The organism is Luoshenia tenuis, from assembly GCF_014384745.1.
Classification (GTDB): Bacteria; Bacillota; Clostridia; order Christensenellales.
On record NZ_JACRSO010000006.1, the window covers coordinates 13,530 to 39,471 of the forward strand.

Here is a 25,942-nt window from a genome sequence, read left to right on the forward strand (position 1 = left end):
TTTAAAATTATGCGATGCGCGCGGCTATTATCACAAGGCCGGGGGCACGCTATTAAAACGGTTAACCAGACACGGGCCCACAACATTTTTTAGTTGCCACACTGCTGCGATAAAAAAGTATCGTGCCGCATGTAAAAGCCCTTGACAGGCGGAGCCAGACATGGTAAATTATAAATGTCAAAGAAAGTCAAAGATTGAAAAGAGGGATCGTTATGGATTTTAATAAATATACCCAAAAGGCCCAGGAGGCCATCGGTTTGGCCCAGGAGATCGCCCTGCGCAGGGAAAACCCGGAGGTGGGGTGCGACCAGCTGCACCTGGCCCTGCTGACCCAGGAGGATGGCCTGATCCCCCGGTTGATCCAATATATGGGCAAAGACCCGGCCGCGATCACCCGCGAGGTTGAAGAGGCGGTAGGCAAGCTGCCTGCCATGCGCGGCGGCAACGCCCAGCCCTATCCTTCCAAAGCCTTCAGCCAGGTGATGCTGGACGCGCAGGACGAGGCGCAAAAGTTCCAGGATGAATACGTCAGCGTGGAGCATTTATATTTAGCCCTGCTAAAGAGCCGGGATGGAAGCACCAAGGCGATTTTGCGGCGCAACGGCATCACCAAGGATTTGCTTTTAAAGGCGCTGCAACAGGTGCGGGGCGGCCAGCGCGTCACCTCGCAGGACCCGGAGCAGACCTATGAGGCGCTCAAGCGCTTTGGCCGGGATTTAACGGAAATGGCCAAAGAGGGCAAGCTGGACCCCGTGATCGGCCGGGATGGCGAGATACGGCGTGTGGTGCGCATCCTTTCCCGGCGGACGAAGAATAACCCGGTGCTGATCGGCGAGCCGGGCGTGGGCAAGACCGCCGTGGTGGAAGGCCTGGCCCAGCGGATCATCCGGGGCGACGTGCCCACGGCGCTGGAAGGAAAGACGATATTTGCCCTGGATATGGGCGCACTGGTGGCGGGCGCCAAGTACCGGGGCGAATTTGAAGAGCGGCTTAAAGCCGTGCTCAAGGAGATTCAGGAATCCCAGGGGCAGATCATCCTGTTTATCGATGAACTGCATACCATCGTGGGCGCGGGCGCGGCCGAAGGGTCCATGGATGCGGGCAACCTGCTCAAACCCCTGCTGGCCCGGGGCGAGCTGCACTGCATCGGCGCTACAACGCTGAACGAGTACCGCAAGTATATTGAAAAGGACGCGGCGCTGGAACGGCGCTTCCAAACGGTATTGGTAGAACCGCCTACGGTGGAGGACACCATCTCCATCCTGCGGGGGATCAAGGAGAAGTTTGAAATCCACCACGGCGTGCGGATCACCGATGGAGCCATTATCGCCTGTGCGACCTTAAGCGACCGTTACATCTCCGACCGGTTTTTGCCGGATAAGGCCATCGACCTGATGGATGAAGCGGCGGCTATGCTGCGCACGGAGATCGACTCCATGCCGGCAGAGCTGGACGAGGACACCCGGCGGCTGATGCAGCTGCAGATCGAGCGGGAGGCTCTGAAAAAGGAGGAAGACGACGCCTCCAAGACGCGGCTGGCCGCGCTGGAGGGCGAGATCGCCGCGCTGCAGGAGCAGGTCTCCAAGATGAAGGCGCAGTGGGAGAACGAGAAAAAAGGCATTGCCCACGTCAAGGAGATTCAGCAAGAGATCGAGGGCGTGCGCCATCAGATCGAGCAAGCCGAGCGCGGGTATGATCTGGAAAAGTTGGCCCAGCTGCGCTATGGGCAGCTGCCGCAACTTGAAAAGCAGCTAAAAGACGCGCAGGAGCGCGAGGCCAATAAAGAACTACTGAAAGAAGCGGTGACCGAGGAAGAGATCGCCGACATCGTGGGGCGTTGGACCGGTATCCCGGTGGAAAAGCTGATGGCGGGCGAGCGGGAGAAATTGCTGCACCTGGCCCCGCGCCTGCACGAGCGGGTGATCGGCCAGGACGAAGCCGTGCAGGCGGTGGCCGACGCGGTGCTGCGCGCCCGGGCGGGCCTGAAAGACCCCAGGCGGCCCATCGGTTCGTTTATCTTCCTGGGCCCCACGGGCGTGGGCAAGACGGAACTGGCACGGTCGCTTTCGGCACAGTTATTTGACAGCGAGGACGCCATGGTGCGCATCGATATGTCCGAGTACATGGAGCGCCACGCGGTTTCCAGGCTGATCGGCTCGCCTCCGGGCTATGTGGGCTATGAAGAGGGCGGCCAGCTGACCGAGGCGGTACGGCGCAAACCCTATTGCGTGATCCTGTTTGACGAGATCGAAAAGGCGCACCCGGAGGTCAGCAACATCCTGCTGCAGCTTCTGGACGACGGGCGGCTGACCGATAGCCAGGGCCGTACCGTGGACTTTAAAAATACGGTGATCATCATGACCAGCAACGTGGGCAGCTCGATTTTGCTGGAGGCGGCCGAAAACGGCGGCGTAACGCAGGAAGTGCGCGAAAAGGTGATCGCTGAGCTGCATAAGTACTTCAGGCCTGAGTTCCTTAACCGGGTAGATGAAACGGTGGTATTTGATCCGCTGAACATCGAGCAGATCCGCAGTATCATCACCCTGAGCGTGAAGGATATTGCCGTACGCCTGGCGGACAGGGGCTGTACGCTTGATATCACCGACGCGGCGCGGGACTATGTGGCGCGCGAATCCTTTGACCCGGCCTTCGGCGCGCGGCCGGTGAAACGGTACTTGCAGCACACGGTAGAGAACATGCTGGCCAAGCGCATGATCGAAGGGCGCATTCCGGATCAATCGCACATCACCATCGACCTGGTAGACGGACAGCTGGATGTGGTGACTGCGGGTGGAAAAACCGGCGCGTAAACGCGTAAAAACATATGGCGCGGGCAAGAGTTCGATTAAAAAACCGATTGGAAACGCTTGCCCGCCCTTGTTTTTTATAAAAATTGCCTGTTGGGGCTCACCCGGGCCGCGGTTAAAAAGGTTGCTTTTATGCCGGCCGCCCTGTATACTGAGGGGTGCAGTAAGGGGAGCAGCGCGGCCGCAAAGGTCTGTGCTGCTTTTCGATCTTAGGAGGTAGCATTGGGATTTCTGCCGGTAAGTAAAAAAGAAATGCGCGCGCTGGGCTGGGATGCGGTAGATTTTTGCCTGGTTACGGGCGATGCGTATGTAGACCACCCCACTTTTGCCAACGCGGTGATCGGTAGGGTGTTGGAAGATGCGGGGTTCAAGGTGGGCATCATCGCCCAGCCGGATTGGAAGGACGAGGCCGCGTACGGCGTATTTGGAGCGCCCAGGCTGGGATTTTTGGTAAGCGCGGGCAACCTGGATTCCATGGTGAGCCACTATACCGTTGCCAAAAAGCCGCGGCGGGAGGATAGCTTTTCGCCGGGCGGCAAGGGCGGCAAGCGGCCGGACCGGGCCACCCTGGTCTATTGTAACGGCATCCGCAAGGCGTTTGGGGAGGTGCCCATCGTCATCGGCGGGGTAGAGGCCAGCCTACGCCGTTTTGCCCACTATGATTATTGGGATAACCGCATCCGCCGCAGCATTTTGGTGGATAGCGGGGCAGACCTGCTGGTCTACGGCATGGGCGAAGAGCAGATCGTAGCCATCGCCCGGGCGCTGGAGGCGGGCAAACGCGCCGCCGAGATACGGGATGTGCCGGGGACCTGCTTTATGGCCCGGGAGGACGAGCTGCCCGAGGGCATCACGATCCCCAGCTTTGAGCAGGTACATCAGAGCCGCGAAGAATTTGCGAAAGCGTTTATGGCGCAGTACCGGGAGCAGGATCCCGTGCGGGGCAAAGTGTTGATCCAAAAGCAGGATGCGCGCTATCTGATCCAGAATCCGCCGGCCATGCCGTTAAGCGGGAAGGCGCTGGATCGGGTGTACGAGCTGCCCTATGAGCGGCGTGCACACCCCAGTTATGAACCTATGGGCGGCGTGCCGGCGCTGGAAGAGGTGCAGTTTTCGCTGTGCTCCAGCAGGGGCTGCTTTGGCGGCTGCTCCTTTTGCGCGCTGACCTTTCACCAGGGACGGATCGTAACGGCACGCAGCCATGAATCCCTGCTGCGGGAGGCACAGTTGATCACCCAAATGCCGGAGTTTAAGGGTTATATCCACGATGTAGGCGGCCCCACGGCAAACTTCCGTGCGCCGGCCTGCCGTAAGCAGCTGGACAGGGGAACCTGCCCGGGCAAGCAATGTCTTTATCCCTCTCCCTGCAAACAGCTGCGGGCTGATCATAAGGACTATGTGGCGCTGCTGCGCAAGCTGCGGGAGCTGCCTGGCATTAAAAAGGTCTTTATCCGCTCCGGATTGCGGTTTGACTATATCATGGCGGACCGGGACGGCACCTTTATGAAGGAGCTGGTGGCCCACCACGTCAGCGGCCAACTAAAAGTTGCGCCCGAGCATATATCCCCCTGGGTGCTGGAACGGATGGGAAAGCCCCCGCGGGAGGTGTACGACCGGTTTGTACAGCGTTACCAGGCGCTAAACCGCCAGATGGGTAAAAAGCAATACCTGGTGCCCTATTTTATGAGCAGCCACCCGGGCAGCGACTTGAACGCCGCTATTGCCCTGGCGGAATACCTGCGGGACTCGGGCCAGCAGCCCGAACAGGTGCAGGACTTTTATCCTACGCCGGGGACGCTTTCGACCTGTATGTACTATACGGGGCTGGACCCGCGGGATATGCAGCCGGTATACGTGCCCAAATCCGCATCGGAAAAGGCCATGCAGCGGGCGCTGCTGCAGTATAAGAGCCCGCATAACTATTGGCTGGTGCGCAAGGCGTTAGAGCAGGCCGAGCGCATCGACCTGATCGGCAGCGGCAAGCGCTGCCTGATCGGAGAGCGGCCGCCGCGTACGGGAGAGGGCACAGCCCGCCGCACCGAAGGGCAGAAGGGCGGCGGTGGGAAAAGGCCCCCGCAGGAACGCGCGCAGCCAAGCGGCCCGCGCAGCGGAATAAAGGCGGGGAGCGGGCGGAACGCGCCCAAGCGGGACGAAGGACCAAGACGGAGTGGAAAGCTGCACCAGGAGCAGGCCCACGGAAGAGGCGGAAAGGCGCGAACGGGCGGGCCGAAAAAGGCGGCGGGTACACCGCGTAAACCGGCCGCGGGAAGAGGACGCAAAAGGGGTTAAAACCCTTGACCGGGGCTGGATTGCGCAATCCATGCAGACCCTTGACATTCCTTGCTTTTTGAAACCAAATGTGATAAGATAATTTGGATTATGAAAAGGCTGTGGGAAAGTATGCCGTTTTGCGGCTGGATCGCCCGCTGCCCAAAGATAAAAAACGAATCATGAACATGCGCTAATTTCGCATATGAGGAGGAGCAGAAGGCATGAATTGCACGATGGAAAAACTGGAGAAGGACCAGGTTCGCCTGACGATCGAGGTGGATGCGGAGCAGTTTGAAAAAGGGATCGTAGCTGCGTACCGTAAAATGGTGAAGAGCATGAACATCCCGGGCTTCCGCAAGGGCAAAGCCCCCCGTAAGGTGATTGAGCAGTTCTATGGCCCCGCCATTTTCTACGAAGAGGCGTTTAAAGAGGTCTATCCCGATGCGTATGAAAAGGCCATTGAGGATAACGACCTGCAGCCGGTGGATTATCCCGAGGTGGATATTACCGATATCGGCGGCGATGGGGTAAAGTTCACCGCTACGGTGCAGCTGAAACCTACCGTAACTTTAGGCGATTATAAAGGTATAAAAGTGGACCGGCCCGAGTACACTGTGACCGATGAGGATGTGCAGGCCGAAGTGGATCGCGCCCTGGAGCGCAGCGCCCGCTGGATCGCGGTGGAAGACCGTCCGGTGCAAGATGGCGACCGGGTGACGTTGGACTATGCCGGCACGGTGGATGGCGTGGCCTTTGAGGGCGGCACGGCCGAGGGGCAGACGCTGAACATCGGCTCGGGCATGTTTATCCCCGGCTTTGAAGAGCAGATGGTGGGCATGAATCCCGGCGAGGAAAAGGACCTGAACGTGAAGTTCCCCGAGGAGTACCAGGCCAAGGAGCTGGCGGGCAAGGATGCGGTTTTCCATGTAAAGCTGCACGACATTAAGGAGAAAGAGCTGCCCGAGCTGGATGATGAGTTTGCAAAAGATGTGAGCGAATTTGATACGCTGGATGAGTATAAAGCCGATATTCGGGCTAAACTGGAAGAGCAGAACAAGCAGCGCGCGGATGCGGAGTACGAAAACGCCCTGATCGAGAAGATCGCCCAGAACGCCACCGTGGAGATCCCGCAGGTGATGATCGAGCGCCAGATCGACAACATGATGCGCGAGTTTGAGATGCGCCTGATGTACCAGGGCCTGCGGCTGGACGACTACTTTACCATTACCGGTTCCAAGGCGGAGGACGCCCGTGCGGAATTTGCCAAGGATGCCGATACCCGCGTGAAGGTGCAGCTGGTGCTGGAGGCAATCCAGGAGGCCGAGAAGATCGAGGCCACCCCGGAGGAGCTGGATGCGGAGATCGCCAAAATGGCCGAACAGGCCAACAAACCCGTTGAAGAGTACCGCGCATCCCTGCAGCCGCAAGATATGGCGTACCTGACGGATATGATCGTGATGCGCAAGACCGTGGCCCTGCTCAAGGGCGAATAAGACGTGAAGAGCAATCCTCACGAAAGGAGGCATTTTTGATGAATTTAGTCCCTATGGTCATTGAACAAACCAATCGTGGTGAACGTTCATATGATATTTATAGCCGGTTGCTGAAGGATCGCATCATCTTTCTGGATGGCGAGATCAACGACACCACGGCAAACCTGGTGGTGGCGCAGCTGCTGTTTTTAGAGGCGGACGACCCGGAAAAGGACGTGATGCTTTATATCAACAGCCCCGGCGGCTCGGTTTCTGCAGGCATGGCCATTTACGATACCATGCAGTACATTCGTCCCGATGTCTCCACCATCTGCGTTGGATTGGCCGCCTCGATGGGGGCTTTCCTGCTGGCAGCAGGGGTAAAGGGCAAGCGCAAGTGCCTGCCCAACAGCGAGATCATGATCCACCAGCCCTTAGGCGGCGCCAAGGGGCAGGCGACGGATATCGCCATCCAGGCCGAGCAGATCTTGAGGATCAAACGCAAGATGAACGAGATCCTTTCCGCCCGTACCGGCCAGCCGCTTGAAAAACTGGCCCAAGACGTGGAACGCGACTATTACATGACGGCGGAGCAGGCCAAGGAATACGGCCTGGTGGACGAGATCATCAAACCGCGCCGGTAAGGTGCGAATCAAAGAAAAGGAAGCAGAAAATGACCAAATACGATGAACCCAAGGCGGTAAAATGCTCCTTTTGCGGAAAGACCCAGGAACAGGTCCGCCGGTTGGTTGCGGGCCCGGGCGTCTACATCTGCGACGAATGCATTGAGCTTTGCCAGGAGATTATCGAAGAGGAATATACCCATTCTGCCGATATCGATTGGCAGGACGTGCCAAAACCCATCGAGATCAAGACCATTCTGGACGAATATGTGGTTGGCCAGGAGCGGGCCAAAAAAGCGCTGGCCGTTGCGGTATATAACCACTATAAGCGTGTGAACGCCGGCGCCGAAAAGAGCGAAGAAGAGGTAGAGCTCACCAAGAGCAATATTCTGATGCTGGGCCCCACGGGCTGCGGCAAGACCTATCTGGCCCAGACGCTGGCGCGCATTTTAAACGTGCCCTTTGCCATTGCGGACGCCACCTCGCTGACCGAGGCGGGCTACGTGGGCGAGGATGTGGAGAATATCCTGCTCAAGCTCATTCAGGCGGCGGATTACGATGTGGAAAAGGCAGAGCGCGGTATTATCTATATCGATGAGATCGATAAGATCGCCCGCAAGAGCGAAAACCCCTCGATTACCCGGGATGTATCCGGCGAGGGCGTACAGCAGGCGCTGCTGAAGATCCTCGAGGGTACGGTTGCCAGCGTGCCGCCGCAGGGCGGGCGCAAGCATCCCCATCAGGAGTTTATCCAGATCGATACCTCCAATATCCTGTTCATCTGCGGCGGCGCGTTTGACGGGATCGAGCGCATCATCGAAAACCGCACGGGGAAAAACACCATGGGCTTTGGCGCTGAGATGATGAGCAGCAACAAAACCGAACTGGGCAAGGTGCTGGAAAAGATGCTGCCCGAGGATCTGCTCAAGTTTGGGCTGATTCCCGAGTTCGTGGGACGTCTGCCCGTGATCGTGACGCTGAACGCGCTGGATGAAGAAGCGCTGATGAATATTTTGACCGAGCCGAAGAACGCGCTGGTCAAACAGTATAAGCGCCTGTTTGAGATGGACGGCGTGGATCTTGAGTTTGAAAGCGGCGCGCTGCGCGCCGTGGCCCAAAAGGCGATGAAGCGCAAGACCGGCGCGCGCGGATTGCGCGCGATCCTAGAAGAGGCGATGCTGGGCGTGATGTACGATATTCCCTCCCGAGAGGATATTGAAAAGTGCATCATTACCGAAGCCAGCATTGTGGATGCGGAGCAGCCGCTGATGGTGGTGGCCGATAAACCCGCGTTGCCCGAGGCTAAGGAGGGTGAGAGCGCCACAGCAGGCGAAAGCGCCTAAAGCAAAAGCAAATATGGACCGGCTCTGATCGTCAGGGCCGGTTTTTTGCTGCATAAAATAGCGCAGCCATAGAAGGGGAAGGGGCCAGGGGTAAGCGAATATTGGCTGTGCTGGCGAAAATTACATGGGCCTGCATCGCCAGGCGCAGGTTGCAAAGGGGCCTTTTGACAGGGTATAATGGTGAAAGCGCAGCCGGGCGGATTCAGCGCGGCTGGGTATTGGAGGTGCTTTTAGGCTGCATGCAGAATTTTAATGTAAATAATATGCCGATGCTGGCGCTTCGGGGATTGATGATCTTCCCGCACATGGTGCTGAATTTTGACGTGGGGCGGGATAAATCCATCGCCGCGCTGGAGGCGGCCATGCTGGAGGATCAATCGATCTATCTGGCCATGCAAAAGGACATCAAGGACGAGGATCCTGCCCCCGACCAGATCCATTCGATTGGTACGGTGGCTAAGATCAAACAGATCCTCAAGATGCCCGGCGACGTGGTGCGGGTGATGGTGGAGGGCGTATGCCGCGCCCGCGCGATCCAATTCGTGGAAACCGAGCCCTTTTTGCGGGTGGAGCTGGAGATCTATGAGGATGTGGAGGGGGAGCCGGATATCCAGCGCCAGGCCATGATGCGCCTGCTGTGCGACCGGTTTGCCGAATTTGTCTCGGCGGGGGGCAAGGCCTCGGCCGAAACGGTGGAAACGCTGCGCGAGATCGAAAGCGCGGGACAGCTGGCTGACGTGATCGCAGCCAGTACCGTTGCGCGCCTGGAACAGCGCCAGGACGTATTGGAGGCGCTGGATATCGACCTGCGTATGGAGCGGGTTTATGAGTACATGCAGCGGGAACTGGAACTGCTGCGCCTGGAGCAGCGTGTCCAATCCCGAATGAAGCGGCAGATCGATAAAAACCAGAAGGAATTTTATCTCCGCGAACAGATCAAGGCGATCCGCAAAGAGCTGGGCGAAAACGAGAGCGAGCAGACCGATGAGCTCGCCGAGCGCGCCCGAAAGATGGCGCTGCCCCAAGAGGTGCGCGAAAAGGTGGATAAGGAGCTGGGCCGCCTGGGCCGCATGGCGCCGGGCACCCCGGAGATCAGCCAATTGCAGACCTATATCGAGTGGGTGCTGGATCTGCCTTGGGGCGTATATACGGACGACGATATCCGCCTGCAAAAGGCGCAAAAGGTGTTGGACGCCGAGCATTACGGCCTGCAAAAGGTAAAGGAGCGGATCGTGGAGCATCTGGCCGTGCACCAGCTGACCCGTAGCGTCAAAGGGCCGATCCTGTGCTTTGCCGGCCCTCCGGGGGTGGGTAAGACCTCCATCGCACGCAGCATCGCCCATGCGATGAACCGTAAGTTCGTGCGTATTTCGCTGGGCGGTACGCGGGATGAGGCGGATATCCGCGGGCACCGGCGCACCTATATCGGCGCAATTCCCGGCCGCATCATCACGGGGATGAAGCAGAGCGGCTCTATGAATCCGGTATTTTTGCTGGATGAGGTGGACAAGCTGGGGCACGATATGCGGGGTGATCCGGCGGCGGCGTTGCTGGAAGTGCTGGATGCCGAGCAGAATAGCGCATTTCGGGATCACTATTTGGAGGTGGCCTTCGACCTGTCGCAGGTGCTGTTTTTGACCACGGCCAACGATATCGGGGCGATCCCGGGACCACTGCGGGATCGAATGGAGATCATCAATTTGCCGGGCTATACCGTTGAGGATAAGGTGCAGATCGCTAAAAAGCACCTGCTGCCCAAGCAGATGGAGGCCCATGGGCTGCAAAAGGATATGCTGCACATCGCCCCGGCGGTACTGCGCGCCATTGCCGACGATTATACCCGGGAGGCGGGTGTGCGGCAGATGGAACGGCAGCTGGCAGCGGTTTGCCGCAAGGCCGCGCGCAAGATCGCCGCAGGCGAGTCGGAAAGCGTTACGCTGCGCAAAAAGGATCTGGAGGAATACCTGGGCAAGCCGGTATTCAAGCGCCAGGAGCTGACGGGCGAGCGCCTGCCTGGATTGGTGACCGGTCTGGCCTGGACCAGCTATGGCGGCGATACGCTGCCCATTGAGGTGGCCGCCATGAAGGGGACGGGCGCCGTGGAGCTGACCGGGCAGCTGGGCGACGTGATGAAGGAATCCGCCCATGCCGCCATCAGCTATATTCGTACCATTGGCCCGGCGATAAAAATACCGGATGAATTCCCCAAGGGGATGGATCTGCACATCCACATTCCCGAAGGAGCTATCCCGAAAGATGGGCCTTCGGCGGGCATCTCAATGGCGACGGCGATCGTCAGCGCGTTGACCGGGCGCCCGGTGCGGGAGCATCTGGCCATGACGGGCGAGATCACGCTGCTAGGACGGGTGTTGGCGGTGGGCGGTATCCGCGAAAAGGTGATGGCGGCCTATGCCCAGGGCGTGCGGGAGATCATCATGCCGGCGGAGAACCGCGCGGATATCGAGGAGGTGCCCCAGAGCATCCGCGATAAAATGACCTTCCACTTCGTGGAGCACTTCCGCCAGGTTTTGGACCTGGTGTTTACCAAAGCAAAAGGAGAGTAGGATGCTGCAGATCAAAAAATCCAGCTTCATTACCAGCGCCAAGGGCGCGGAGGGGATCCCCAAGGGCTTCCCGGAGATCGCGATTGCCGGAAAGTCCAACGTGGGCAAGAGCTCGTTTATCAACTATATGGCCAACAACTATAAGCTGGCCCGGGTCAGCGGGCAGCCGGGCAAGACGCGCATGCTCAACGTTTACCGCTTTAACGATGCGTTCCAGCTGGTGGATCTGCCGGGATATGGCTACGCCGCGGTATCTAAGGGCGAGGTCAAATCCTGGGCGGGCATGGTGGAGGGATACTTTATGTACTCGCATAACCTGCGCCATGTGTTCTTGCTGGTGGATATCCGCCACCGCCCGGGCGAGCACGATAAGATGATCGCCCAGTTTCTCCAGCAGTATCAGATACCCCATACCGTGCTGGCTACCAAGTGCGATAAGATCCCCAAACGGGATTGGAAGAAAAAGTGTATGGACATCGCTTTTGACCTGCGCCAGGACTTTGCGGACGATATCATACCGGTATCGGCGCAAAACAAGATCGGCCGCGATCAGGTTTTGGGGCGGATCGCTGCGGTGCTTGCCGAGCCGGTGGAGGTCTTTACAGGCGAGGGCGACGCGCAGCTTGAACCGTAAGATAAGCGGCATAACGGGATGAGGGGAGGCCGTACAAAAGATGAACTGGCTAAAAAATATGAGTTTAAAGACGCGTATTTTAGCGGCGCTTTTGCTGCTGACGGTGATCCCCATGGCTGTGAACAGCTTTTTAGCTTATAATATGGCCAAACAGGCCTTGATTGAAAATGCGCTGATCTATTCTCAGGACGTGGCCGACCGGGTCATGGAGAATATCGAGGGCTATCAAAATAAGCTGCAGGCGGTAGCCAGGCGCGCGGCACAAAACGACGAGGTGATAGAGAACCTGCATAAGGAATACGGCGGGGAGGACGCGCAGGCCGCCAGCAGCGACTTTCAGAAGGATTACGACCAGGCGTCCAAGTACTTGAGCAGCCTGATTACCCCCATTCCCGGCGTGCTGGAGATGAGCATCTGCAAGGCGGGATCGGGTTATCCGATGATGTTCAGCTCCACGCCGCGTACGGATATCGCGGTCGATCAGTGGGATTATACCAAGGAGCTTTGGTATACCAGCGTGGGCGAGGCGAGCACGCATGAGATATATCTTGATAATGTGATCTATGAAAATGCCGAAGGGGAGGAGATCCCCAGCATGATCTATGCCGTATTGATCAGGGATGAACGCGGAGCGGCCAAAGCCGTAGTCCGCGTGATGGCGGCCCAGTCGATGATCGATGGCTTTGTGCAACGGGCCGGGCGGGATAAGCGCCACGAAATATCGGTAACCAATCAATATGGCCGCATCATTTACGACACCCGCGAGGATAAATCAGCCAGCATGTTTTTGGATGCGCGGCTGCTAAAACCCATCGACAGCGGAAAAAATGGGCAGATACTAAAGGAAGACGGCGTATCGACCCTGGCCTATTGCAATAACAGCGCCTCTTCTGGATGGCGGGTCTTCAGCCTGATGAAGGAGGAATACCTGACGCAGGCGCTGGGCGATAACGGGCGGCTTTTTGTGATGATCGCGATCATCTTTTCGGTGGTTGCGGTGATCTTATGTTACTACGTGGCCATGCATATCGTCCGGCCTCTGAAGTGGCTGAAAAACAGCATGGACCGCATCGAAAAGAAGAATTTTGAGGATACCATCGTCTGGAAGTATAATGACGAGATCGGCGACCTGGCGGCCAGCTTTAACCGCATGAGCATGCGTCTGAAGATCCTGATCGCCCGCATCTACGAGCAGGAGGCCGAGAAACGCTCGGCCGAGATGTTTGCCCTGCAGGCGCAGATACAGCCGCACTTTCTCTATAATACCCTAAATGCCATACGCTATATGGCGATCATCCAAAAATCAAAGGGGATTGCCGATATGGTATCGGCGCTGATCACCATCATGCGCTCGGTAACGCGTACCACCACCGGCCCCATCCCGATACGGGAGGAGATCGAATGGATCAAATCCTATATCTTTATTGAGGAAACGCGGTATTGCGGCAAGTTCCTGGTGGATTATCAGATCGATCCACAGGTGGAAAACGACCTGACCATCGGCTTTATCCTCCAGCCCATCGTGGAGAACGCGATCTTCCACGGCTTAGAGCCTAAAGAGGGGATGGGCAAGCTGACCATTGCCATCCGCGAAAAGCAGGAGGAAGGCATCGTAGAGTTTGAGGTGCGGGATGACGGCGTCGGCGTGGAGCAAAGCGATATCGAGAGCTTTATGAACGCGGAGCTGCGCTCCAAGCAGCGCAGGCGGGATGTGGGGCTTTATAATGTCAACCGGCGCCTAAAGCTGAATTATGGCGATGAATACGGGCTGCAGATCCATTCGCAAAAGGGGGAGGGGACGCAGGTGCGCATTAAAATCCCCCTGGTGCGGGAGGAAGTATCTCATGTACAGGGCTAATGCCAAACGGGGCTTAGATATGATATAATAGGAGTACATGCCCCTAGGAAGGGCTGGTTTTGTCCGGCGGGCATGGGCGTTTAAAACGGGTTTATGGTATAATGGTGACGTTATAACAATATACCAGTAATGGATTGGAAATAGGTTCCCTAGAGGGGTTAGAGGTGAAAGTAAAGCGATGATAAAATTGATGATAGTCGACGATGAGCCGCTCATCCGTATGGCCATTAAGAACCTGTTCGACTGGGAGGAGAACGGGTTTGAGATTACGGGCGAAGCCTCCAATGGCGAGACGGCGCTGGCCCTGATCGAGAAAGTTCCGCCGGATATTATCATGACCGATATCAAGATGCCCAGGATGGATGGGATCGAGCTGATCTCGCACGTGCGGGAAAAATTTCCCCAGATCGTCGTGGTCGTGCTCTCCAGCTATAACGATTATGAGTATGTGCGGGAGGCCTTTGTCTACGGCGCGGTGGACTATATCCTCAAGTCCGACCTGGATAACGACAACTTCGCTAAAGTCATCTGTAAATTACGGGATAAGTATATCGCCGATAACGACATAAAAGTCGATACGCTGAAAAAGGAAAAACAGATCAAACGGGATATTGAATATCTTCGTGAGGAGTTTTTGCGCAGAATGGTCAAGGGACAGTTCTCCGATCAGGCGGATCTGGAGCATGCCCTGGCGGTATATGAGCTGCACCTGCGCGAGGGCAGCTACCTGATGTGCAATGTGGTGCTGGATTACGTGGATACCGAGGCCAGCGAGGCGGACCTGGTGGCCCAGCGCAGTACGGCGCTGGATGTGCTGCACGAGATCTTTACCTTCGACGGCTTTTATTTTAACGACAGCCCCAACCGCTATACCATGCTGCTGTATATGTCCAGCCCCAGCGAGAGCCAGTTTATGCAGGACGTATACGCCTTTTTGAACCTGCTTAAAAACAACCTGAGCCGTTATCTGAACGTGGAGGTGACGGCGGGGCTTTCCAAGATTCTATCCAAGCAGGAAAAGATACCCGAAGCCTACCGGCAGGCCTGGGAAGCGCTGCGCAATCATTTTTACGAAGGGCCGGGTAAGACCTACCATTACAGCGACCTGCCGCAGGAAGAGGACGAAGAGGCCCTGCGCCGCTTTAACGAACGGGAGAATATCCAGCGCGTCAAAGAGTACCTCTCCCGCAAGGATTGGGACAGCATTGACGCGTACATAGCCGAATTCCAGACCTTTTTGCGCGCGCACCGCTATGAGGAGCGCAAGGTAAAGGAATTGCTGATCAATTTTTTCCTGCTTGTGCAAAGCGAAATGATCGGCCAAATTTCCGCGGACAACGCGCTGCTTTATACCAATGATAAGATCTATGCTAAGATCATGGGCTGCTCCACGCTGAAGGAGCTGGAAAGTTTCATGAACGATTACATCACGCACCTGAAGGACTATTGCCGTCAGATGACGCGGGACCGTTACAGCCGGCCCATCAGCGAGACGATCGAGTACATCAACCGTTATTTCAACCAGGATATCACGCTGACGACGATCTCGGAAAAGATCAATATGAATCCCAGTTATCTCAGCCGCCTCTTTTTGCAGGAGACCGGGATGCATTTTATCGACTATATTACAAACCTGCGCATCGAAAAAGCCAAGATATACCTGAAGCAGAAGGATTGCACCATGCAGGAGATCGGCGAGATGGTAGGCTATGCCAACCCCAAGTATTTCAGCCAGATCTTCAAAAAAATTGTCGGCATGTCGCCAGGGCAATATCGCAATCACGGTTAAATTGTTGAAAAATGTGGACGATTGTGCCCACTTTTTCAAAGTTCATTTTTAAAGTATATTTATTTATGTAGGGTCAATACTGTACATTTGAATTTTGGTATGATAAAATAATCCCTGGTGGGGATTTCGACGTAAATCTCACCAGCCCTAATTCGAGACGAACGGGCGATGCCCCGTTTGCTATAAATTTATTAAAAGGGAGCTGTTTTCATGGCACTGGCGACACTGAATGATCTCATTAAAATCACGACGAAAAACAAGAATGCGGTAGGTATGTTCAACGTAATCAACTACGAATATGCCGTAGCAATGATTAATGCGGCCGAGCAGGTGAACTACCCCATCATGCTGGGTGTTCCCGAGGGCTTCGTTAAGAACTATTACGATCTGGACACGATGACCAGCCTGCTCAAATACCTGGCCACCACAGCGAAGGTGCCGGTAGCGATCCACCTGGATCACTCCAAGACCTTTGAGACTACGGTCAAATGCATGCGCGCTGGCTTTACCTCCGTTATGTTTGACGGTTCTGCGCTGACCTATGAAGAGAACGTGGAGCAGACCGCTGAGATCGTTAAAATCGCTCATGCCATGGGCGTATCCGTTGAGGGCGAGCTGGGTTATGTGGGCCGCAACGGCGTAGACCAGATCGATCCTGAGTCCTTCACCAAGGTAGAGCAGGCGGTTGACTTTGTAAAGCGTACCGGCGTTGATGCGCTGGCCATCGCGGTGGGCAACCTGCACGGCAACTACAGCTTTGAGCCCAAGCTGGACTTTGACCGCATCAAGGCCATCAAAGAGGCGACCGGTGTGGGCCTGGTGCTGCATGGCGGCAGCGGTATTGCTGATGACGACTTCCGCAAGGCTGCTGAGCTGGGCATCGATAAGGTCAACATCTTCACGGAGATTCTGGACTTTGGTAAGAAGTTCACCCTGGAGAACCTGCCGGATATGACCTTCCTGCAGTACTCCAAGGCTTTGGCCGATGCCATGACCGAGGTTGTCAAATATCGCATGGAAGTGTTCACCTGCGGTCGCACCCTGTAAGTTAAAAGTATTACGTTAAAGGAGTGCTTTGAGCATGGATATTATTGGCGTAGGCGGTGCCAATATGGATCTGCTGGTGCAGATGGATGAGATCAACCTGGGCTTTAAAACGCCCATGGGGGATTTCTCCCTCCAGGGCGGCGGCTTAATCGCCTCTGCTATGGCGGCAGCGGCCCGGTTGGGTGCAAAAGTCGGCATGGCGGGCGCCATTGGGGATAGCACCTTTGGCAAAATGGCCATGGAAGACCTGGCCATGGATGGCGTGGATACTTCGCATATGATCGTGCGCAAGGGCGCGCGGGATGCTTTTGGCATCATTCTGGCGGAGAAAAAGACCATGGAGCGTACGATCCTGGGCCGTCAGGGAACCGTGGAACCGGCAAAGTTTGAGGAGCTGGATCACGATTACCTGGTTTCGGGTAAGTTCATGTTCCTGTCCACGGCCGATGAGCTGACGATCAGCTGCGCGAAACTGGCGCATGAGCACGGCGTGAAAGTGGGCTATGACGCCGACGGCCGCGCGGATCCGGAGATTTTTGATCTGATCCCGTATCTGGATGTGTTCATCGCCTCGGAGGTTTGGTACCACAACCATTATGGTACCGAGGAAAATTTTGAAAAGCATGTACGCGAGATCCAGGCCATGGGTCCGGAGATCGTAGTGGTGACTTTGGGCGTGCGCGGCTGCGTAGGCGTGGATAAGGATGGCAAGTTCTTCCAGGTCCCGTCCTTCCGCGTACCGGTCATCGATACCACCGGCGCCGGCGATATTTTCCACGGCGCGTTCCTTGTGGGGTTGCTGCAGGGCTGGTCGGCCGAGCAGACGGCTCGCTTCTCCAGCGCGGTATCTGCAATCAAATGCACCCGTCTAGGCGGGCGCGCGGCATTGCCCAAGATGGAAACCGTACTCAAATTCCTGGAAACGGGCGAGATCGAGTATGGCGACATCGACGAGCGAGTCGAACTTTTCCGCAGCCGTTCTTTCTAAAGGGCAGTTGGGGAATGGAATAATTTATAAGGGGGATTCACTACAATGTACGAACAGCATAAGATCAAGATCGGTATTGTTCCCGTACGGCGCCAGGGTGCCTTCGGCAGCAAGGAAGCTGCTTTTGCCCAGCGCGACCTGTTCTGGAAAAAGCTCAAAGAGATCACGCCTGAGGCCGTTGAGCTGGTGGACATCAACGACGTAACGGAAGATGGCATCGCTCAGGAGCTCGAGCATATCGATCCCGTCGTCAACAAGCTGAAAGCTGCCGGTGTGAACGGCGTATTCTTCCCGCATGCCAACTTCGGCCCGGAAGAGATCACCGCCCGCATCGCCGCTGGCCTGAATGTGCCTGTGCTGATCTGGGGCAACCGCGATAACATGCCCGATCCTGTGACCGGCAACCGCGAGCGCGATACCCAGTGCGGTATCTTTGCGGTGACCAAGGTGCTCCAGCGCCTGCACGTGCCCTTTAGCTACATCGTGAACGTGGACATCGAAGATCCCAAGTTCACCAAGGGCTTTGGCGAGTTCTGCGGCACGGTTTCCGTTATCAAGAGCTTCCGCGGCATGAAGATCGCCCAGCTGAGCACCCGTCCCCGTCCGTTCATGAGCGTTATGTACGACGAGGCCGACCTGCTCCAGCGCTGGGGCATCCAGGTGTTCCCGATCTCGCTGCCCGAGCTGCTCAGCTCCATCGACAACATGGTTGCCAAGAACGATGACGAGTTCCAGGCTGCCTATAAGGACGTCACCAGCCGCTTTGCCATGCGCGACATGGATGAGATGGCGATGAAGAAGCTTGTCGCGCTCAAACCCGCGATGACCAAGCTGATCAAAGATGTGGGCGCGGATGCCTGCGCCAGCGAGTGCTGGATCTTCCGTAGCCTGATCGGCTGCTCTTCCTGCGCGATGTTCGGTGAGATCACCGACATGGGCATTCCGGTAGCTTGCGAGACCGACGTAATGGGTGCGATCACCAGCGTGATGACGCAGGCCGCCGCTCTGGGCTCCAAGACCACCTTCTTCTCTGACCTGACCATCCGTCATCCGGAGAACGACAATGCAGAGCTGCTGTGGCACTGCGGGCCTTACAGCTATTCGCTGGCCAAAGATCCTTCCTCCGCCGCGATCGCCGCTGGCCGCGCGCAGTTTGAGATCAAGGACGGCCCCATCACCGTGAACCGTCTGGATGGCGTGAACGGCAAGTACACGCTCTTCACCGGCGAGGGCAAGGGCGTTGAAGGCCCCAAGACCTCCGGTACCTATGTATGGCTGGAAGTGGACGATTGGGAGAAGTGGGAAGAGCACCTCATGTTCGGCCCCTATATCCACCACTGCACCGGCATCCATGGCAACTATTCCCGCATCATGGTCGAGGCTGCCAAGTACATCCCGACCCTGAACGTGGATGCGATGGCCGATTATCGCATGAGCCTGGGTTTCTAAATTAAACTTACTTGAGGCCGCGCGGTATGTCTGTTAGCAAATAAGAGGCATGCTGCGCGGCATCATGATATTGCGTAGCGCCATATAGGCGGCGCAAATGAATACGATAAGGGAGAATACTGAAAATGAGCACTGTTTTAGAGCAATTGCAGGCCCTGAACCCGGAACTGAACATTCGCTGCGTGTGCGACCCGGCTTTCCGCAAATACGGCAACGTGCATAAGGGCTTTAACGTACAGCCCCTGATCGACTTTTTGAAGAAAAATATCGAGATTCCCGCGGATAAGACCGCTTATATCGCCTCGATCCCCGAGGCGGAGGAGAGCCTGGATCTCTATCAGGAAGTGTCCGATGTGATCTACGGCGGCATGCCCATCGAGATCGGCATGTGCTCGGGCCACAACGTGATGATGAACGGCATGGAGTGGCATAAGGGTAACGAAGTGATCGTCGCCACCAGCGATACGGTACTGTTCCTGGGTTGCTTGAGCGATATCGACTTCACCGGCGAGAAGATCACCTACGATTCCAACAAGGTGGAGACCTTCTTCCTGCCCGAGGGCGAGATGATCGAGCTGTACGACACCTGCCTGCACCTGGCGCCCATGCATGCGAAAGCTGCGGACGGCTTCCTGGTATCGGTTATCCTGCCGCGCGGCACCAACCTGCCGCTGGATAAGGAAGTATCCGGTTACAAGGGCGAGCCCGAGCTGCTCAAAGCCAAAAACAAATGGCTGATTACGCATCCGGATCGCAATATGGGCTATATGGGCATCGAAGGCCCGAACCTGCAGCTTAAGAGCCTGTAAGGAATTGACAAAATGCTAAAAGGCGATTCGGGGGTTAGCCCCGAGTCGCCTTTGGGCATAAAAGGAATAAGGAGAAAATTCGATGGAAAAGTGTCAAGTGGAAAGCTTGCGCAAGTTTGCAAACGAGATCCGCAAAAAAACCATTCACTGCATCGGCACGCTGGGGGTAGGCCACTTTGGCGGCAGCATGTCGGTGTGTGAGGCGCTGGCGGTGCTGTATCAATCGATTATGAAGATCGATCCCCAGAATCCCAAGTGGGAGGAGCGGGATTGGTTCGTGCTCTCCAAGGGGCACGCGGGCCCCGCTGTGTACGCCACGCTGGCGCTCAAGGGCTTTATCCCTATGGAAACGCTGGATACCCTGAACCAGCCCAATACGATCCTCCCCAGCCACTGCGACCGGCACAAGACCCCGGGCGTGGATATGACGGTGGGTTCCCTGGGCCAGGGCTTTGGCAATGCGGTGGGTCTGGCGCTGGGCTTTAAAATGGACAAAAAGCCCAACCGGGTATTCTGCATCGTAGGCGATGGCGAGTGCAACGAGGGCTCCATTTGGGAAGGCGCAATGGCATCGGCACACTTTAAGCTGGACAACCTGACCGTGATGGTGGATGATAACGGCCTCCAGTCCGATGGCAGGACGACCGATATCATGAATATGCAGCCCATGGATAAAAAATGGGAAGCGTTTGGTTGGGACGTGCAGACCGTGGATGGCCATGATGTCGAGCAGCTTTATAACGCGCTGACGCGTGAGGTGTCGGCCGGTAAGCCCCGCTGCATCATCATGAAGACTGTCAAGGGCAAAAACCTGCTGGGATTTGAGGATGTATCCACCAACCACAATACTACCATTACCCGTGAACAAATGCTGGCGGCGATCGCTGCTCTGGAGGAGGTTAAAGCATAATGAAGGATACGCTTGAAATGCGGGAGGTCTATACCCGCGCCTTAGAGCAGTTGATGAAAGAGGACGAGCGCGTGGTCGTGGTCGAGGCGGACCTGAGCCGCGGCGTGAATACCCTGCGCCTGCGCGACGAGTTCCCCGGCCGCCATATCGATGCGGGCATTGCCGAGCAGGACATGGTCACGATCTCTGCCGGTCTGGCCATCAGCGTTAATAAGATCCCCTTTACCCACACCTTTGCGCCCTTCATCTCCCGCCGGGCGATGGACCAGGTCTACCTGTCGGTGGGCTTTTCCAACGCCAACGTGAAGCTGGTAGGTTCTGACCCGGGCGTAAGTGCGGAGATCAACGGCGGCACGCACGATGGCTTTGAGGATGTGACGCTGATGCGCATGGTGCCGAATATGACGATCTTTGAGCCGGTGGATGCCGAGCAGTTGCGCCAGGCGATGCCGCAGATCTACAAACACGTAGGGCCTTTTTACATGCGCATGTTCCGCAAGCAGACCGAAAAGGTGTTTGATGAGAACTACCGGTTTGTGCTGGGCAAGGCGGACACCCTGAAAGAGGGTAAGGATGTGGCGATTATCGCCTCGGGCATCATGGTGGCGGAGGCCTTAAAGGCCGCCACGGCCCTGCACGAGCAAGGGATAGAGGCGCGGGTGATCAACCTACACACCATTAAACCCATGGATACCGAAACGGTGCTCAAGGCCGCAAAGGAATGCGGCGCCATCGTAACGGCCGAGAACCACAATATCAACGGTGGCCTGGGCGGGGCCGTGTGCGAGTATTTAAGCGGCGTCTGCCCGGTTCCGGTAAAGCGTATCGGCGTGCGCGACCACTTTGGCGAGGTGGGCAAGCTGGATTTCCTGATGGAGAAATACGCCATGAAGGCTTCGGACATTGTTAAGGCCAGTCAAGAAGCCATTGCCATGAAAAAATAATGGCTTTTGCAGCATAAAAAACCGCGGGATATTTCCCGCGGTTTTTTGTTTGGCTTAAACGAGTGCGGCGATCTCCACCGCCAGGCTTAGATACCGGTCGTCCGCGCTGGGGGGCACTTTACCCATGGTGCGCGCATCCCAATCCTCGCCATCCAGCGTATCCTCGCCGTAGAGGTACTGGTAGATTTGTACGCCGCGGAAGTGACCTGCCGCCATAATACTGGCGCACTCCATATCCACGCAGATACAGCCCTCATCCCGGCGCGCCTGCATATTGTTGCGGGTCTCGCGGTAAATGGCATCCGTTGTCCAGGTTTTGCCCTCGATAAAGGGAACTTGCAGCTGGTTGAAGATCTGTGCCAGTTTGGGCTGGGTTTCAACCGGATAATAATCTTCATCGGCCGGGGCGTAGTGATAGCTGACCCCTTCGTCCCGGTAGGCGGCGGTAGGCAGGATAAAGTGCCCGGCGGCGATATCTTTGCGCAGGGTACCGCACGAGCCGAAAAAGATGAATTTTTTGCCGCCCAGGGCAATGATCTCCTCTAATAGCCCGACAGTGCCGGCCCCGCCGATCAGCGTTTGGTAAAGCCCGACGGCCTGCCCGTCGATAACGGCTTGATAGATGGGAACCGGGCTTGCGCCGTGCAGGGTTTTGATGATGGTGGGCGAATAGCGCGCAATGAACCGCTGGACGATCTTATGGCGGAAGGTGACCAACACCGTTTCAGGGAATCCCTCAATGGGGGAGAGCAGGTGCTGCGGCGTAAAGATCTCGGGTGAATGGGGGTCAAAAGCATGGATAATGCTCATGGTCAAACTCCTTCAGACATACTTTAGGATATTATAACATATCAAAGTACAGTTTGCCGTCTGGATTGACAAGAGGGATGCAGAACCGATAAGATAGAACGGTAGAAGGGATGAAGGCGAGCTTATGAAAAGATGGCTGGCCCTGGGCTTATGCGCGTTGCTGATGTTTGCGCCAATAGGCTCGGCGGCACGGGCAATGGAATATGTGGATTACGACTGGGAGCTTTCTGCCGATGAAAAGGTGATGCGGGACGCAGGCTTTATCGAGGTGCATCAGGCCAACGGGCTGATATGGGTTAAACTGATGTATGGCACAACGGATAACATAGCCGGATATGACCTGTATGGCGACCTGAAGCGGGCCTACCTGCACCCTTCAGCTGCGCTGGCACTGGGGCGTGCGCAGCGTCTGCTGTATGCGCAGGACAGCACCCTGGCGCTTTGCGTAAAGGATGCGGCGCGCCCGCTGCGCGTCCAACAGGCATTGTGGGATGCGTTGCCGGACCCCTCTTTGCGGGGATACCTGGCCAACCCCAAGACCGGCTCGCTGCACAATTACGGCATTGCTGTAGACGTTACGCTGGTCAACGCCCGCACAGGGGAAGAACTGGATATGGGCTGCCCGGTGGATACGCTGGACGCGATTTCTCAGCCCCGGTACGAACAGAAGTTTCTCAAAGAAGGGAAGCTGACCCAGCAACAGCTGGATAACCGGCTGTTGTTGCGCAGCGTGATGACGCAGGCAGGCTTTCAAACCATTCCCAATGAATGGTGGCATTTTCAAACGATGAACCGGGCGCAGGCCAAGCAGGCCTCTACGCTCATCCCATAATCAATCAAACCAAGCAGCGCACAGGAGGGATAGGGCCCATGTCCTTAAAAAGCATACTGAATCGATTGGAAGATTTTCCGGTTATCGCCGCGTCCCGCGAGAAAGAAGCGCTGGCGCGGGCGGGAGAGGCGGATGCGGGGATCGTCTTTGCCCTGGGCGGGGACGTGCTGGAGCTGGCGGGCCAGGTGCGCCGCCTGCAGGAGGCCGGCAAAAAGGTGTTTGTGCATATCGATCTGGTGGATGGGGTAAGCCGCAACCCGGCCGGGGTCCGGTTGATCGCCCGCCATATCCGGCCCGATGGGCTGATTACCACCCGTAGCCCCCTGATCCGCGTAGCGGCAGAAGAGGGCATGCGCACGATCCTGCGCATGTTTTTGCTGGATTCGGCCTCGCTGGGCAGCGGAATTAAAATGGTGCGGGAATGCCGGCCGGATATGGTTGAGGTGATGCCGGGACTGCTGCCCGAGGCTATCGCCCAATTTAAGGCTGCGATACCCCAGCCCATCATCGCAGGAGGCATGATCGTACGAAAAGACCATATCTATGCCGCGCTCTCTGCAGGGGCGCTGGCGGTATCGACCTCCTGTGAGGCGCTGTGGAGGGAGTGAAGGGAAAGGTATAGGTTATTGTTCGGCGAAGAAACGAGGCCTAATGCAAGACAGGAATAAAGGATAGGGAACGTGTTTTATATGTTAAGGGGGAAGGGGGATTCCGATTTCCACCTTATCCCCCTTAACCCCTTGAAACGGCCACTCCGTGGTGGGGACATATATTTCTCAAGCTCTCCGAAGTATATTAGCTTATATATTTTCCAGCCTGTTCGCCTATGCCCTGCCCTTTAGGTCAACTTACACTTGCCTCCCTCTGTCGAGGAAGGTGGCGCGACTTTGTCACGCCGGAGGGAGGGATTTCCTTTGCGCATAAACCTATAAAATGACACAGGGAGGAGGGAGAGCTTATGGCGGATTATATTGCCGCGCATTTGTATGCTTCGGATAACTGGGATAAGCTTTCTTCCGATAGAAAGTGCGGTTGCTTTTATTGCTTAAGTATTTTTGATCCTCGTGAGATCGTTGAATGGGTTCCTATGGAGAATACGGCGCTCTGCCCGTACTGCGGTGTGGATTCAGTGATAGGCGCGTATAGCGGCTATCCGATAACTAAAACGTTTTTACAGAAAATGAAGCAGTATTGGTTTTAGCCGTGCGATTATCGGCCGTAAAAAAAGCGCCCAGCCGGAGAACGCATTCTCCGGCTGGGCGCTTTTTTTGCCATTTTATGCGGGAATCTGTTCCGGCGCAATATCCTCGCCCAGATGGTGCAGATGCTTGCGGTATAACGAGGCAAAGATCAGCAAACTGGCGGCCAGAGAGACCGTTTCAGCAATGGGGAAGGCGTACCAGACGCTCTCCAGCCCAATCTTTGAGAGCAGGTAGGCAACCGGCAGCAGGACCACCAACTGACGAAGTACGGAGATAAAGAGGCTGCGCGCGCCCATGCCCACGGCCTGGAACAGGGTCGAAAAAATGATGCCGATGGCCGCTGGCACAAAGCAAAGACTGATTAGCCGCAGCGCCGGTACGCCGATGGCATACAGCTCTTCCGAGGCGTTGAAGATGGCCAGCAGCTCCTTGGGAAAGATCCAAAACAGCAGCGTGCCCAGCAGCATGATGCCGCAGGCGATGATCGCGCCGAACTTCAGCGCGTCCATAACCCGCCGTTTGTTCTTGGCGCCATAGTTAAAGCCCATAATGGGCATCACGCCATGCGTAAGGCCAAATACCGGCATGAATACGAAGGACTGGAGTTTAAAGTAGATGCCAAAGACCGATACGGCGATCTCCGAAAAACCGACCAGGATCGCATTAATCCCCATGGTCATAAACGAACCGATAGATTGCATGATGATAGACGGAAGACCTACCGCATAAATATCGCGCACTGCGCGCCAGTTGAATTTAAACTTTTTAAAGGTAATGTGGATGGCGTGCTTCTTTTTAAAGATGACGATCAAGCTGAACACCATTGCCAAGATCTGTCCCAGCACGGTCGCCAAAGCGGCGCCGGCGACCCCCATTTTGGGGAAGCCCAGCAGGCCGAAGATCATGATCGGATCCAGGATCAGATTGGTAACGGCGCCGGTCAACTGAAATAGCATGGGATAGATCATGTTCCCGGTAGCCTGAAGGGTCTTTTCCAGATTGACCTCGATGAGCATCCCAAAGGACATGATGGTAACGATAGAGAGATAACTTACCCCCATATCAAAAACCACCGGGTTCTCGGTAAAGCTGGCAAAAAAAGCCCGCGTGCCAAAGACGCCGTACAGGGCAAAGATCACCCAGCTAAAGGCGCCAAGCAATATGCCATGGGTAGCGGCGCGGCTGGCTTCCTCCTGCCGCCCTTCGCCCAGCCGGCGGGATACTAGAGAGTTGATGCCCACGCCGGTACCTACCGCCACCGCGATCAATAGAGATTGAATGGGGAAGGCCAGCGATACGGCCGTGAGCGCATCCGGGCTGTACCAGGATACAAACATGCTGTCTACGACGTTGTAGAGGGACTGGACCAGCATGGAAAAAATTGAGGGCAGTGACATCGATACGATCAGCTTAAGCATTGGCGAGGTGCCCATCTTGTTTTGCGTTGCACTTTCCATTTGTGTATAATCTCCTTTCAAAACGTTTAGCCGCAATCTATGGGCCGGCTCCCATACACATGCTGCATTGGGCCGGCCTGTGGCGCATTTTGGCTTTGGCATGAAAAGGATCAAAAAAATGCAGGCTGCTTTT

At 56.3% G+C, this 25,942-nt stretch carries 20 protein-coding genes; 18 read left to right on the forward strand and 2 right to left on the reverse strand.

All coding sequences use genetic code 11. The features are described 5' to 3' along the window. The first annotated feature begins 212 nt into the window (after positions 1 to 212). From clpB to H8699_RS11535, 15 genes are all read left to right on the forward strand, one after another. Entirely contained in the window at positions 213 to 2,810 is a 2,598-nt protein-coding gene (gene clpB, locus H8699_RS11465) for an ATP-dependent chaperone ClpB (RefSeq protein WP_249285813.1), read from the forward strand. A gap of 219 nt (positions 2,811 to 3,029) precedes the next feature. Next, on the forward strand, positions 3,030 to 5,096 hold the full coding sequence (locus H8699_RS11470; RefSeq protein ID WP_283244229.1) for a YgiQ family radical SAM protein: 2,067 nt from the start codon (positions 3,030 to 3,032) through the stop codon (positions 5,094 to 5,096). Positions 5,097 to 5,299: 203 nt separating this feature from the next. Beyond that, positions 5,300 to 6,571: a trigger factor gene (gene tig / locus H8699_RS11475; protein ID WP_249285814.1), complete on the forward strand. Its 1,272-nt coding sequence runs from the start codon at positions 5,300 to 5,302 to the stop codon at positions 6,569 to 6,571. 38 nt (positions 6,572 to 6,609) lie between these two features. Continuing rightward, a complete protein-coding gene (gene clpP, locus H8699_RS11480) occupies positions 6,610 to 7,194 on the forward strand; it encodes an ATP-dependent Clp endopeptidase proteolytic subunit ClpP (RefSeq protein ID WP_147518760.1) in 585 nt (194 codons plus the stop codon). 29 nt (positions 7,195 to 7,223) lie between these two features. Then, positions 7,224 to 8,516: an ATP-dependent Clp protease ATP-binding subunit ClpX gene (clpX, locus tag H8699_RS11485; RefSeq protein WP_138296673.1), complete on the forward strand. Its 1,293-nt coding sequence runs from the start codon at positions 7,224 to 7,226 to the stop codon at positions 8,514 to 8,516. 239 nt (positions 8,517 to 8,755) lie between these two features. After that, on the forward strand, positions 8,756 to 11,080 hold the full coding sequence (lon, locus tag H8699_RS11490) for an endopeptidase La (protein ID WP_249285815.1): 2,325 nt from the start codon (positions 8,756 to 8,758) through the stop codon (positions 11,078 to 11,080). A gap of 1 nt (position 11,081) precedes the next feature. After that, entirely contained in the window at positions 11,082 to 11,714 is a 633-nt protein-coding gene (gene yihA / locus H8699_RS11495; RefSeq protein WP_249285816.1) for a ribosome biogenesis GTP-binding protein YihA/YsxC, read from the forward strand. Between the two features lie 40 nt (positions 11,715 to 11,754). Next, entirely contained in the window at positions 11,755 to 13,572 is a 1,818-nt protein-coding gene (locus H8699_RS11500) for a cache domain-containing sensor histidine kinase (RefSeq protein ID WP_249285817.1), read from the forward strand. A 178-nt stretch (positions 13,573 to 13,750) separates the two neighbouring features. Continuing rightward, the gene (locus tag H8699_RS11505) at positions 13,751 to 15,361 is read left to right on the forward strand and encodes a response regulator transcription factor (protein WP_249285818.1); all 1,611 of its coding nucleotides are present in this window, start codon (positions 13,751 to 13,753) and stop codon (positions 15,359 to 15,361) included. A gap of 210 nt (positions 15,362 to 15,571) precedes the next feature. Then, positions 15,572 to 16,408: a class II fructose-bisphosphate aldolase gene (locus H8699_RS11510; RefSeq protein WP_147518764.1), complete on the forward strand. Its 837-nt coding sequence runs from the start codon at positions 15,572 to 15,574 to the stop codon at positions 16,406 to 16,408. Between the two features lie 34 nt (positions 16,409 to 16,442). After that, a complete protein-coding gene (locus H8699_RS11515) occupies positions 16,443 to 17,396 on the forward strand; it encodes a carbohydrate kinase family protein (RefSeq protein ID WP_147518765.1) in 954 nt (317 codons plus the stop codon). 45 nt (positions 17,397 to 17,441) lie between these two features. Continuing rightward, positions 17,442 to 18,845: an L-fucose/L-arabinose isomerase family protein gene (locus H8699_RS11520; protein WP_249285819.1), complete on the forward strand. Its 1,404-nt coding sequence runs from the start codon at positions 17,442 to 17,444 to the stop codon at positions 18,843 to 18,845. Between the two features lie 125 nt (positions 18,846 to 18,970). Continuing rightward, positions 18,971 to 19,654: a DUF4867 family protein gene (locus H8699_RS11525; protein WP_147518767.1), complete on the forward strand. Its 684-nt coding sequence runs from the start codon at positions 18,971 to 18,973 to the stop codon at positions 19,652 to 19,654. Between the two features lie 82 nt (positions 19,655 to 19,736). Continuing rightward, a complete protein-coding gene (locus H8699_RS11530; RefSeq protein ID WP_249285820.1) occupies positions 19,737 to 20,564 on the forward strand; it encodes a transketolase in 828 nt (275 codons plus the stop codon). After that, entirely contained in the window at positions 20,564 to 21,508 is a 945-nt protein-coding gene (locus tag H8699_RS11535) for a transketolase family protein (RefSeq protein ID WP_249285821.1), read from the forward strand. The genes H8699_RS11530 and H8699_RS11535 overlap by 1 nt, the downstream gene beginning before the upstream one ends. A 54-nt stretch (positions 21,509 to 21,562) precedes the next feature. Here the strand turns inward: H8699_RS11535 and H8699_RS11540 are convergent, their stop codons facing one another. Then, complete coding sequence (locus tag H8699_RS11540) at positions 21,563 to 22,318, reverse strand: nucleoside phosphorylase (protein ID WP_249285822.1); 756 nt, start codon at positions 22,316 to 22,318, stop codon at positions 21,563 to 21,565. A 124-nt stretch (positions 22,319 to 22,442) separates the two neighbouring features. Between H8699_RS11540 and H8699_RS11545 the strand changes: the two genes are divergently transcribed. The 3 genes from H8699_RS11545 to H8699_RS11555 all read left to right on the forward strand — a co-directional run bounded on the left by H8699_RS11545 (position 22,443) and on the right by H8699_RS11555 (position 24,351). Beyond that, positions 22,443 to 23,150: a M15 family metallopeptidase gene (locus H8699_RS11545; RefSeq protein WP_249285823.1), complete on the forward strand. Its 708-nt coding sequence runs from the start codon at positions 22,443 to 22,445 to the stop codon at positions 23,148 to 23,150. Between the two features lie 38 nt (positions 23,151 to 23,188). Continuing rightward, positions 23,189 to 23,758, forward strand: a complete 570-nt coding sequence (locus tag H8699_RS11550; RefSeq protein WP_249285824.1) for a glycerol-3-phosphate responsive antiterminator — start codon at positions 23,189 to 23,191, stop codon at positions 23,756 to 23,758. 350 nt (positions 23,759 to 24,108) lie between these two features. Further along, the gene (locus H8699_RS11555) at positions 24,109 to 24,351 is read left to right on the forward strand and encodes a cytoplasmic protein (protein ID WP_249285825.1); all 243 of its coding nucleotides are present in this window, start codon (positions 24,109 to 24,111) and stop codon (positions 24,349 to 24,351) included. 75 nt (positions 24,352 to 24,426) lie between these two features. Here the strand turns inward: H8699_RS11555 and H8699_RS11560 are convergent, their stop codons facing one another. Next, positions 24,427 to 25,809 (reverse strand): MATE family efflux transporter, encoded by a 1,383-nt coding sequence (locus H8699_RS11560; RefSeq protein ID WP_249285826.1) that lies wholly within the window; start codon positions 25,807 to 25,809, stop codon positions 24,427 to 24,429. Between the last annotated feature and the right edge of the window lie 133 nt (positions 25,810 to 25,942).